Genomic DNA, 12,040 nt, shown 5'->3' with positions numbered 1-12,040 from the left:
TTTTTGTTTATTGCACGTAATATAAACACCTTATATGCTTTGAAGGATTTCATTTCACAAAGGGGCCTTGGATGAGTGATTTTATAATTTTTAGTATCGATGTTTTTGCCAGCTTGTTTATTTTTGCACTCGGCATAGGTTTGCTGGTGATTGTGTGCTTTTACATTAGTGATGTGACGCAATCTAAGCAGGCGATTCGCCGTAATTACCCGGTAATCGGCCGCTTTCGTTATTTTTTTGAACGCCAAGGTGAATTCTTCCGACAATACTTTTTTGCCATGGATAGGGAAGAGCTACCATTTAATCGTGCTGAGCGAAGCTGGGTTTACCGCGCTGCGAAAAATGTTGACCGCACTACGGCCTTTGGTTCAACCCAAAGTCTTGAAGCAACGGGAACGGTGATGTTTATGAACTGTGCGTTCCCAACTTTAGATGAAGATGCACTCGACCCGAGCGAAGTCACGTTAGGGCCTTATTGCCAAGCTCCTTATACAACAAACTCGTTATTTAATATTTCTGGCATGAGCTTTGGTGCCTTATCTAAGCCAGCGGTGCGCGCACTATCGCGAGGTGCAAAGTTAGCGGGCTGTTGGATGAATACCGGTGAAGGAGGGCTCAGCCCTTACCACCTTGAAGGTGGTGCAGATATTGTGTTTCAGATTGGCACGGCAAAATATGGTGTTCGAGATGAGCACGGTAAATTAAGCACCGAAAAACTCAAAGCGATTGCTGATCACGAACAAGTTAAAATGTTCGAAATTAAAATGAGTCAAGGTGCTAAACCCGGTAAAGGGGGTATGTTACCAGGGCGCAAAGTGACCGCTGAAATTGCAAAAATTCGGGGTATTCCCGAAGGGCATGACTCGATTAGTCCAAATGGTCATCCAGATATTAAATGCCCAGCAGATTTACTCGATATGATTGAAACGGTACGCAGTACCACAGGTAAGCCAACCGGTTTTAAAGCGGTGATTGGTGAATACACTTGGCTCGAGACCTTGTTCAGTGAAATTAATAATCGTGGTATTGAATCAGCGCCTGATTTCATCACTATTGATAGTGCCGACGGCGGTACGGGCGCAGCTCCTCAACCCTTGATGGATTCAGTTGGTTTACCGCTACGAGAGAGCCTGCCTTTGGTTGTTGATCTGCTAAAAAAACATGGTCTCAGAGAACGAGTGAAAGTGATTGCATCAGGTAAGCTAATCGTACCGTCAAAAGTGGCTTGGGCACTTGCATTGGGTGCTGATTTTATTGTGTCGGCGCGTGGTCATATGTTTTCGCTTGGTTGTATTCAGGCTCTACAATGTAATAAAGATACCTGCCCGACCGGTATTACGACTCATAATGAACGCTTACAGCGAGGCCTCGATGTGACCGATAAGGCACAACGTGTCGCCAATTATAATAAGTTTATTCATTATGGTGCAGGGCTGATTGCTCATTCATGTGGTGTATCAAGTGCCCGCGAGTTAGCTCGCCAGCATGTGCGAGTGGTACAAGAAAATGGTTTATCAGAGCCGCTCGATAAAATGTATGAGCACTACAATAAATAATCTTGTTGAATAATTAAAAGGCGCATTGAGCGCCTTTTTACTTTTTGACTATTAGTTTAATAAACTGATTAATAAAGAAAAGAATTCATCTTTATTGTTACAGCTTGTGGCATTGAGCATCAGTTGCTCGCCGAGTACGAGCGTTTGCTGTTGTACTGCTAAACGAGCTTGTGCATCTTCAATACCGTCTATATCTGCAACATGGGCTAAACCAATAGTACGGCGAATAAGTTCAGCGCCACAGTAACCAATTGCATCACGCAATACGTGTTGTAAGTAATCTTCGATAAAGGCGCGGTTTGCAAAGCTAATATCAGTTGCTTCGCTGCTTGCTAGGTTTAACCAATGTTGCTCAAATTGGCTATAACAGTCTTGTAAGCAGGTTAATAAATGGGTTTGATACTGGCGGCGTTTTGCTTGCTCTGTAATGCGGGCGTTTTGGGCACAGTAATTTAGTAGCAAGTTACCCATAAATGAGCCGATATCAAAGCCAACAGGGCCAAAAAAGCCAAACTCAGGGTCGATCATTTTAGTTGTTTTGCTATCAACAAAAATGCTGCCACTGTGCATATCGCCATGCAATAAAGTTTGTGGGCAAGATAAAAATTTAGCTTTTAATTTGGCCGCGGCCAGTTTTAAACCATCATTATTTCGAATACTTTCGACGTGTTCATTAAGCTCAGCAGGGAAATTATTGCGCTCATGCTCAATGTAAGGATCAGTAAAGAATAAGTCTTCTGTGATCTTACATAAATCAGGATTAATAAATTGACTGACTTTGGCTTTTTTATCTTCAGCAGATAAGTAAAAGTCTGAGTTATAAAAGCCTGTACGGCTTAAGTAGAGCGCAACGTGGCTGGCCAATAATGGAAATTGCTCTGCGTTGATTTGTGCACCACGTAAAATTTGTAACTCACCTAAATCTTCTAACACGGTTAATGCCAGCTCGACATCGTGATGCAATATCGCCACGGTATGCTCTGGGCACAACTTACCATGATTAATCAATACTTCGGCTTCGACTCTTGCGCGGTCTAACGATAATGGCCATGACTCACCTACGCAGCGGGCATAAGGGAGTGCTTGCTTTAGAATTACACTGTTGTTGTGCTGATCAGCAACCCGAAAAACTAAGTTTAAGTTTCCGTCTCCAAACTCGTATGCAGTCAGTGTTGCATCAGCAGGGAAGACTGAAATTAGTTCACTTTTAACAAGTTCTTTAATGTAATCAACAGCATGCTCTGCATTAAAGGCAGTGTATTTAGCCATGGCTCTATCTCGTAATACAATTAACTTTGAGCATTCTATACCTGTAACCGTTTAGATGTCCATACATCTAGCTTGTTAGTTGTCAAAACTGATGTAAAATAACTATTCACTTAAATTAGTTATTCATTAGTTATTCGGATTCAGTATGCAAGATCTCATCGCCAGCAGTATTAAATATCAGCAAGGTACGCTAACCGTGCTTGATCAGTATTTATTGCCACATCAACAGCATTGGCATGTATGTAACGATGTTGAAACGATGAAAGATTTGATTTTGACTTTGAAAATCCGGGGAGCGCCTTTAATCGGCTTAGGTGCTAGCTTATTGGTTGCACACCTAGCCGAGCAGGGCATGAGTCAATCAGCACTTGCGGTTGCTATAGATGAACTAGAAGCAACACGCCCAACAGCGGTAAACCTTATGCACTGCATGGCCAAGTTACGTGCAGCGCTTGCAGAGACTGATTATGTTGCAGCTGTTGTCGCAACTGCTGAGCAGTTATTTAAAGAAGATATTGCCCTTTGCGATAGCATGGCAGAACGTGGTGCGGCTTTGGTAAATAAGGGAGATAACATTTTAACGCACTGTAATACTGGTGCGTTAGCGACTGCGGGTGTCGGCACTGCATTAGGTGTGATTTATAAAGCGCAGCAACGCCATGGTGATATTCATGTTTGGGTTGATGAGACACGACCGTTACTGCAAGGCGGCCGCTTAACAGCTTTTGAGCTTGAGCGTTGGCAAATCCCTTATACTTTGATTTGCGATAACATGGCAGCCAGTTTAATGGCTGCGGGCAAAGTAGATAAAATATTTGTAGGGGCAGACCGTATTGCTGCAAACGGTGATTTTGCCAATAAAGTCGGCACTTATAATCTCGCTGTGTTAGCGGATTTCCATAACATTCCATTTTATGTCGTTGCACCACTTACGACACTTGATACACAAACGTTGTGTGGTGCAGATATCGAAATTGAGCAACGCAGTCCTAATGAAGTGCGCGGTGTTAGTGGTAGTTTTGGTGAAGCGATGTGGGCACCGACTAACGCGAAGGTTTATAACCCGGCATTTGATGTGACACCGGCGAGCCTAGTCACAGGTTGGGTGCTCGATAGCGGCGTTTATAACCAGTCCGATATCGAGCAAGGTATTCTAAAACAGTTAAAGTCGTAAATTACTCTGCGCTTTTTTTAGTGTAGAGCTCAATGCTATTTTGATTGTTGGCAGTTAAGAAGGTCACTGCCAGCTTGTCGTTTTTAGCATTAAGGCGCGATATATAGTGAGAAGGCTTCATTTGAAGTACTGACTCAACGCCCTGCATTGTGGCTAAATTAATGCTGAAAACTTCAGTATCAGTGGCGATATACAAACTATGTAGGTTACTTGCCATCGACACAATAGAAGGCTTTAACTCAGTTAGTTTGTCTGGTGTAGTCAGCTCACTATAGGTGTTGTTATCGCTGTCTAAAAGCAGGTATTTATCGTATTTAGAATGCACAATCAGCTGTGTATCGTCATACCATGCAATAGCTAGGGGTGTATCTATAGTGCTTTTAATCACTTCATCGCTGTTTGTGTGAAGAATCATTATTTGATTTAGCTGATTGCTAAGATCGGTATATAGCACGGCAACCTTGTTACCCCTTATAGCTGCCAGCTTGGTACTACCAGGAAGTGTCCAGTGCTTAATTTCTGAGAAATCAGCAGCATTTAATAATGTTAATTGCTGATCGGCTTTATTAAAGCTAACAAGTCGGCTACTGTCACTATTTGCTGCAATTACTGAACTATCTTCACCAATTTTGCCAGTGATATTGATGTATTGGTTTGCTTTTCTGAGCCAGTGTTGTCGTTCTGAAAACTCAAAGTCAGAGAAGTACACATCATTATTGGCTAATGCGACTAAGTCGTCTTCATGCTTATTCGCTGTGGCGATGTAGCTCATTGTTTTTGAATTAAGGTCAAAGACTGCGGCATCTTTATCGTGAAGGTCAGTACTGATCAACACACTTTCTTTGCTTAAAGGGTAAGCATAATTTGCTCGTTTTACTGGCGCTGTTATAGCGGGTTGTCGACTCATACTATCAAAAGAGAATGATTCAATAGTTGATGTGCCGCGGCTATACCAAATTAGTGAGTTGGTCTGCTCATCATATGTGGCTACCCATGCACGGTAATCGTTGGTAGTTAAAAGCTTTAGCGAGCTGCCATCTAAATTCGCCATGTATATCTCTACTTGGCCAACATTATGGCGCTCAAAGATGATGCGGCTCGGGTTTTTTATAGTTGTTAAAATAAAGTCCCCAGTGCCAGTGATATTGGGTGTGCTGATGCGAATTTCTTCACCGGTTTTTAAATCTTGTGCATATAAAGCATATAAATGTGTTAAGCCACGGTAATTATTACGCCTCGAAATTGCGACATCACCCACTTCAATGTACTGACTTGGCTGAGAATTAAGTAAAGATTGGTTGATACGTGGCTTTATTAACGCTTCACTTGATAACAGGTTGCTTGCTTGCCAAGTGATGCAATCGCTGTAGTCTTTGTTTTCACAAGAGCCGTAAAATAATCGCTCTCCATCCTCAGACCAACCCTGTAAAAAGATATTGCCAGAGGCAATCACGTATTCTTTTTTAGTGGTTAGGTCGACGACAAAAAGACTTTGACCATCATTTTCTAGAATATAAGCAAGCTTAGTTTTGTCATGGCTTAGCATTAAACGATAGTGAGAGCCTTTATGCCATGAAATGGTTTCAGCTTGCAGGTCTAAAAATGGCGCTTCGTTTTGTACTTCATCATTTGCTTTAGGCTGTTGTGAAAATAACCAAATAGCAGTAATCAATAAACCAAGCACTAACGCTGCAAAAGGCCATGGCCAGCGTGAAGAATGCGCTTTTTGTTCATTAATGGCCGTAGGTTTAACTTGAGTATCAGCGTCTTTATCTACTGTTATTACATTTTCTGTTTTTAGCGGCTCTGTACTCACAGTGTGATCAAGAGGCTTAACTTCAATAAATAGGCTATAACCTTTGCGATAATGGGTTTTAATGGTTTGCCCGGGCTGTTTTTCTGATTTAAGAGTTTTTCTTAGTTCAGAGATGGCACGGTTAATGGCATTGTCATCAACAAAGCTTTGTTGCCAAATATTCTCAACCAGCTCTTGGCGAGTGATAATGCGATCATTATGCTCAATAAAGAAACACAGTAATTTAAATAATAAAGGTTCTAGTTCACGCTTATGAGTGCCATCGCTGATGGTTTGCTGCTGAGTGTTAAGTTGCCACTCACCCACATAAATAACGGTATCGCGTAAGGGTGAAAATGCCGACCCCATGTTTAGTCCTTTAGCAAATAATTAGTACTTATTAATGGGGAGGATAATAGCAGCTTTTGTTCTTAATTTGGGTCTTTTTGTTTTATATTTGTAAATTAAAGGCTGTTTTTTGCAACATATAGCCAAGCTTGGTTGTTACATTGGAATGTTTCTGCAATTCGCTGATAATCATCTACTTCGTAAGCATCTGCCTGAGCAAGCTCTTGTTCGGTGATTAAATAAATAGTGCCATTAACAATATCACTTGGTTTACTTGTTTTGATTAAAGCCGGGTGAAAACGTTGACCACTACTTTTAAGTACGGCTTCGTCGGTGATCTCGACTTCACCAATGACATACCCAGTTAGCGTAGCAGGTTGACCTTCGAGCAAACGCCCGAAGGTATCAAGCTGAACCTGCGGGTACTGTAAGGTACCGTACGAGAATAGCTTTTCCATGTTAGTCCAGCAGTGGGAAGTTGGTAGCAATAGTTGACTCAGTACTTTTAGCGACCCAACCTTCGGTATTATTGAATAAGCGAATTGCTGTGAATTCAGGGTCGCTGCCCATATCAAACCAATGTGGTGTGAGTTCTGGTACTGAAATTAGGTCGCCTTGTTGGCAAAGCACTTGATACACTTTGTCGCCTAAGTGTAAGCAGAATAAACCTTGGCCTTTCACAAAAAAACGAACTTCATCTTCGCTATGTGTATGTTCAAACAAGAACTTACCGCGTAGTTCGCTGGCATTGGGATTACCCTTAGCAAGCGAAATAACATCCACTGTTTGATAGCCCCCTTCAGCTTTTAAGCGCTCTATATCTTTAGCATAAGCAGTTAAAATAGCGTCATGACTGGTCTCTTGGTCAATTTGTGCCGTTGCTTGCCACTGCTCAAAGCGAACGCCAACCGCATTCAGCTCACTCGCAATCGCGCTTAAGTCTTCACTGTGAAACAGTATATTGTTTGCGTTATTATCGTTATAAATAGTTAATTGGCTCATGCTAAAAGCTCCGCACTAAATTCCGAAAAGTCGTTGATATATGGGTGAGCATCGCTTACTGCTTGGCCATCGCGAACAAGGTGTAAAGTGCCAAGACCAGCAGCTTTAGCAGCATCAAGCTCTGCCACCACATCGCTTAAAAACAATACTTCGGCAGCGTCAAATGGCAGCTCGGCGATAATATTCTCATAAGAGCTTTGCTGTTGTTTTGCACCGACTTTAGTGTCGAAGTAATCACTAAATAAAGGTCTAACATCACCGTAATCAGAAAACTCAAAAATCAGGTGTTGGGCTTTTACTGAGCCTGATGAGTAGACATATAGACTTTTACCAGCTTGTTTTTGGGCTTGTAAAAAGTCATAAGCATCTGGGTAAAGGTGGCCAGTAAAATCACCACTCTCGTAGCCCGTTTGCCAAATTAAGCCTTGCAACTGCTTGAGTGGGGTAATTTTTTGATCTGTTTCAATCCAATGAATTAAATGTTTAATGACCGTGTCGATATCGGCTTCGGGTTGTTCAATATGTGCTTTAACGGCCTCAATTTGGGCTGCAACTTCCGGGTCTGTTTGATGTGACTTTACAAACTCAGGTAATTGCCCTGCCGCGTAAGGAAATAATACGTCTTTAACAAAAGAAATGCGGGTAATTGTGCCTTCAATATCGGTTAAAATCGCTTTGATCATGGCTGAACTCCAGCTTGAATACCTTCTAGTTTTAGGCGCTCAAGCTCACAGCTAAATAGGAACTCTAAGCCTTCTAAATGGCGAAGTACTTCTTTGATATCTCGACCAACGACATATAAACCATGGCCACGAATTAATACAGCATGCTCAATAGGGGTGTGAAGGTGATGATCACTGACTAGTAAGCTTAAACGGTCAATGTCTTGGTCATTATCAAAAATAGGAATAGTTAAGGTATCTAAGTGCGATTTGACACCGCTTAAAGACTTTTGCATTTCGTAGCCATGCAAATTGATAGCGTGGCCTTTGATCACACGCGATAACACAGTTGCTGCAACAGAATGGGTATGCAAAACAAATTTAGCTGATGGGATCAGCTTATACATATTCAAATGTAGCTCAGTTTCAGCTGATGGATTGCCAGAGCCTTTAGTACGATTGCCTTCATGATCAAATTCAATAAATGCATGAGTGCCGAGTTGACCTTTATCGAAACCACTTGCTGTGACGACATAACCGCTTGCAGTGCGGGCTGAAAAGTTACCACCAGTAGCAGGGACCCAGCCACGTTGGCTTACCCATTTACCAGCTTCAATTAGTTCTGAAATAGCGGTATTGTTATGCATATATTCCTCGACATTCTAAAAGTTATTTAGACGGCTATACATCTGTTTTAAGCAATGATAGCATCGCTTCGGGCGCAAAACCATCTTTAAGGAACCTCTGTGTTTGAAAGTAAATTGCCGAATTTAGGCACCAGTATTTTTAGTCAAATGACCGCTCTAGCAAATAAGCACCAAGCGCTTAATTTATCTCAGGGTTTTCCTGAATTTGATGCACCAGAATTACTAAAAAAACAGCTCAATCATTATGTACTTGAGGGGGTAAACCAATATGCGCCTTCAAGTGGGGTTGCAAAGCTACAACAGCAAATAGCGGCTTTGATTGCTAGAAAATACCATAACAACATAAATTACGAGCAACAAGTTACCGTCACTTCAGGGGCAACAGAGGCATTATTCGTAGCAATTCAAGCGCTTGTTAAAGAGGGTGATGAAGTTGTGGTATTTGACCCCGCGTATGACTCGTATCAACCGGCAATTGAGCTTGCTGGCGGTCGCTCAGTTCATGTTGCTTTGCATGCGCCAGACTACAAAATCGATTGGCAAGCTGTAGCTGATGTTATAACAGACAAAACACGTGTCATCATCATCAACACGCCACATAACCCAAGCGGTAAAATCTTTAAAACAGAAGATATTAATGCCCTTAAAGCGCTTGTTACTAAGCATGATTTATATGTAATTAGCGATGAAGTGTATGAGCACATTACCTTTGACGGCGCTTTGCATTTAAGTGCGCTGACCGACCCTGAGTTATTTGCACGCAGTTTTGTGATCTCAAGCTTTGGCAAAACTTTTCATAGCACCGGCTGGAAGATGGGTTATTGTGTTGCACCTGCCCAATTAATGGGGGAGTTTCGTAAAATTCACCAATATGTGACTTTTTCAAGCTTTACGCCTGCCCAGCATGCACTAGCCGATATGCTCGAGTTAGAGCCAGAACATGTTGATGAACTTAGTGGTTTTTATCAACAAAAACGCGACTTGCTCAGCGAATCACTAGCGCAAAGCCGTTTTAAAATATTACCAAGTGAAGGCACCTACTTTTTGCTACTCGATTATAGTGATGTGTCTGATCTTGATGATGTTGAGTTTTGCCAATGGCTGGTTGAGCAAGCGGGTGTTGCAGCTGTACCACTCAGTGTGTTTTATAACAGCGCAAGCAGCGACAAAGTGATTCGTTTATGTTTTGCAAAAAATGATGACACATTAAAACGTGCCGCGGAGATTTTATGCCAACTTTAACCTTAGCTTTAGTGCAGTCATCACTGCATTGGCTTGATAAAAGCGCCAACCTTGCGCACTTTACAGAGCAGCTTAACAGTTTTAACGAGCAAGTTGATTTAATTGTCTTGCCAGAAACATTTGCCACGGGTTTTGCGATTAATCTAGATTGCAGCGAACCAGAACAAGGCGAGGTACTTAGTTGGTTAAAAGCTACAGCTAAGCAAAAAAATGCTGTGGTTGCAGGCTCTGTTTTAGTTGCAAAAGGCGACAAAAAGGCTAATCGCTTTTATTGGGTTTGGCCAAATGGCGAAGTGAAATATTACGACAAACGCCATTTATTCTGTTTAGGTAACGAAGGCAATTTCGTCGCAGCAGGCGAGCAGCGCGAGATATTCGCAATCAATGATTTTCGCATTTTGCCGCAAGTGTGTTACGACTTACGCTTTCCTGTATTTCAGCGTAATTGCAACGACTACGATGTGATGATCAACGTAGCTAATTGGCCGGCGGCACGTCGCCATGTGTGGGATACTCTTCTAAAAGCACGCGCAATGGAAAACCTCTGTTATGTCGTGGGTGTGAATCGCATTGGTGCTGATGGTAATAATGTTGCCCACAGTGGTGGTACTGCCGTTTATGATTTTAAAGGCGACACCTTGGCTAAGCTTGAAGATGATCAATCGGGTATCATTATTCAGCGCTTAGAAAAGTCACCGCTTGATGACTTTCGAAGAGCGTTTCCTGCTCACTTAGATGCTGATCAATTTCAGTTACTGTAATTGCTCGAAGCCGCATACTCAAAAATTTGTTAAACTCATGGTTGGATTATTTACTATAAGCAATCATGAGTCGCAAAATCACCCCCGTTATTCTCGCTGGTGGCATAGGTTCTCGTTTATGGCCTTTGTCGCGTAAAGCGATGCCTAAGCAGTTTTTATCTTTACTTAGCGAAAAATCACTCTTACAGAGCACGTTGTTACGAGTGGCTGACTCACGATTTAATGCGCCAATTTTAGTGTGTAATGAAGAGCATCGTTTTATTGCTAAAACGCAAATTGCAGAAATCACAGATAATTATACTTTATTGCTTGAGCCTGAAGGTAAAAATACCGCGCCAGCGATTGCCTTGGCCGCTGAATTTGCACTGCAAAATGGTCTAACCGACCCCTTACTAGTCATGCCTGCTGATCACCATATCAGTGATTTTGATAAGCTTATTGTCTGCTTAGAAAATGCGATAGCGCTTTGTCAGCAACAACAATTAGTAACCTTTGCCATTACTCCCACTGAACCACATACCGGCTATGGTTATATTCGCCAAGGCGAGCAGTTAGCCCATGAAGGTTGTTTTAAGGTGGCTGAATTCAAAGAAAAACCAGCCCTGCAATTAGCCGAAAAATACCTTGCCAGTGGTGAGTATGGCTGGAATAGCGGCATGTTTTTATTTTTACCAGATGTGTACTTGAGTGAGCTTAATCGTTTTGCACCAAAGATTGCTGACAGTGTCGCAAAGGCGGCTAGCTTCACCGCAGATTTAGGTTTTCAACGGCCTGTTGCGGATGCGCTCACAGCATGCCCAAGTGATTCTATTGATTATGCTATTTTGGAGCGTAGCGCTAACGTTGCTGTTATTCCTGTTGATTTGAATTGGAGCGATGTTGGCAGCTTTTCAGCATTATCGAAAATCGCAGAAAAAGACCAGCATGGCAATTATTTAGCCTCGCAAGGGGTGAGTTTAGATAGCGAAAATAATCTACTTATCAGCGAAGCTGACCATACTATTGCAGCGCTTGGCGTGAGTAATCAAGCAATTATACATACTCACGATGCCACCTTAGTGGCAGACAAAAGTGCGCTCGATAAGCTCCCAGATTTACTTAAACAGCTTGCTGTTGTCGATAACGATAAACTAACCCACCATCAAGCCGTATTTAGACCTTGGGGCAACTATCGAACTTTAATTGAAAGTACAGGCTTTAAAGTAAAGAAAATAATCGTAAACAGCGGTGCAAAACTCTCAACTCAACGCCATCAGCACCGTGCAGAGCACTGGGTCGTCGTATCTGGCGTGGCAAGTGTGCGAGTAGGCGATGACGAATTTGAATTAACAGCTGATCAATCTTGTTATATTGCGGCTAAACAATTACACAGTCTTGCTAATCAACAAAACACGCCACTGATCGTTATCGAAGTACAAACCGGAGCGATACTTGATGAAACTGACATCGAGCGATTTGATGATAGGTATGGGAGGGAGTAGGTTGGTTTGAGCGGAGCGAAACCCAACGTAAGCGGAGCTATCAGGTTTCAGCCGTCAGACGTCAGTTGAGCGGTGGAGTTGTTGAGTGCAGTGTCTTACTCAG

The 12,040-nt window shown here is 42.3% G+C and carries 11 protein-coding genes; 5 read left to right on the top strand and 6 right to left on the bottom strand.

What is annotated here, in order from left to right; translation table 11 throughout:
- Positions 1–71: 71 nt before the first annotated feature.
- Complete coding sequence (locus tag PASHI_RS15795; protein WP_062566297.1) at positions 72–1,556, top strand: FMN-binding glutamate synthase family protein; 1,485 nt, start codon at positions 72–74, stop codon at positions 1,554–1,556.
- 51 nt (positions 1,557–1,607) lie between these two features.
- On the opposite strand, the gene mtnK is transcribed toward PASHI_RS15795, so the two are convergent.
- Positions 1,608–2,825: an S-methyl-5-thioribose kinase gene (mtnK, locus tag PASHI_RS15790; RefSeq protein ID WP_062566296.1), complete on the bottom strand. Its 1,218-nt coding sequence runs from the start codon at positions 2,823–2,825 to the stop codon at positions 1,608–1,610.
- A gap of 145 nt (positions 2,826–2,970) precedes the next feature.
- On the opposite strand from mtnK, the gene mtnA reads away from it, so the two are divergent.
- Entirely contained in the window at positions 2,971–3,999 is a 1,029-nt protein-coding gene (gene mtnA / locus PASHI_RS15785; protein ID WP_062566295.1) for an S-methyl-5-thioribose-1-phosphate isomerase, read from the top strand.
- A 1-nt stretch (position 4,000) separates the two neighbouring features.
- Here the strand turns inward: mtnA and PASHI_RS15780 are convergent, their stop codons facing one another.
- From PASHI_RS15780 to PASHI_RS15760, 5 genes are all read right to left on the bottom strand, one after another.
- On the bottom strand, positions 4,001–6,163 hold the full coding sequence (locus PASHI_RS15780; RefSeq protein ID WP_062566294.1) for a winged helix-turn-helix domain-containing protein: 2,163 nt from the start codon (positions 6,161–6,163) through the stop codon (positions 4,001–4,003).
- A 95-nt stretch (positions 6,164–6,258) separates the two neighbouring features.
- Positions 6,259–6,600, bottom strand: a complete 342-nt coding sequence (locus PASHI_RS15775; RefSeq protein WP_062566293.1) for a gamma-glutamylcyclotransferase family protein — start codon at positions 6,598–6,600, stop codon at positions 6,259–6,261.
- 1 nt (position 6,601) lies between these two features.
- Positions 6,602–7,144, bottom strand: a complete 543-nt coding sequence (locus tag PASHI_RS15770; protein WP_062566292.1) for a 1,2-dihydroxy-3-keto-5-methylthiopentene dioxygenase — start codon at positions 7,142–7,144, stop codon at positions 6,602–6,604.
- On the bottom strand, positions 7,141–7,827 hold the full coding sequence (mtnC, locus tag PASHI_RS15765) for an acireductone synthase (RefSeq protein ID WP_062566291.1): 687 nt from the start codon (positions 7,825–7,827) through the stop codon (positions 7,141–7,143). Before mtnC ends, PASHI_RS15770 begins: the two co-directional genes overlap by 4 nt.
- Positions 7,824–8,453 (bottom strand): methylthioribulose 1-phosphate dehydratase, encoded by a 630-nt coding sequence (locus tag PASHI_RS15760; RefSeq protein WP_055020556.1) that lies wholly within the window; start codon positions 8,451–8,453, stop codon positions 7,824–7,826. The genes mtnC and PASHI_RS15760 overlap by 4 nt, the downstream gene beginning before the upstream one ends.
- 99 nt (positions 8,454–8,552) lie before the next feature.
- Between PASHI_RS15760 and PASHI_RS15755 the strand changes: the two genes are divergently transcribed.
- From PASHI_RS15755 to PASHI_RS15745, 3 genes are all read left to right on the top strand, one after another.
- Positions 8,553–9,695 carry a methionine aminotransferase gene (locus PASHI_RS15755; protein ID WP_062566290.1) on the top strand — a complete coding sequence of 381 codons (1,143 nt, stop codon included), beginning with the start codon at positions 8,553–8,555 and terminating at the stop codon, positions 9,693–9,695.
- Positions 9,683–10,456, top strand: a complete 774-nt coding sequence (locus PASHI_RS15750) for an amidohydrolase (RefSeq protein WP_062566289.1) — start codon at positions 9,683–9,685, stop codon at positions 10,454–10,456. Before PASHI_RS15755 ends, PASHI_RS15750 begins: the two co-directional genes overlap by 13 nt.
- 65 nt (positions 10,457–10,521) lie before the next feature.
- Positions 10,522–11,937: a mannose-1-phosphate guanylyltransferase/mannose-6-phosphate isomerase gene (locus tag PASHI_RS15745; RefSeq protein WP_208855497.1), complete on the top strand. Its 1,416-nt coding sequence runs from the start codon at positions 10,522–10,524 to the stop codon at positions 11,935–11,937.
- Positions 11,938–12,040: the final 103 nt, after the last annotated feature.

It is taken from the genome of Pseudoalteromonas shioyasakiensis (assembly GCF_001550135.1).
Lineage (GTDB): Bacteria > Pseudomonadota > Gammaproteobacteria > Enterobacterales > Alteromonadaceae > Pseudoalteromonas > Pseudoalteromonas shioyasakiensis.
The sequence above is the reverse complement of the archived record's forward strand: the minus strand, read 5'-3'. Positions and strand labels throughout refer to the sequence as shown.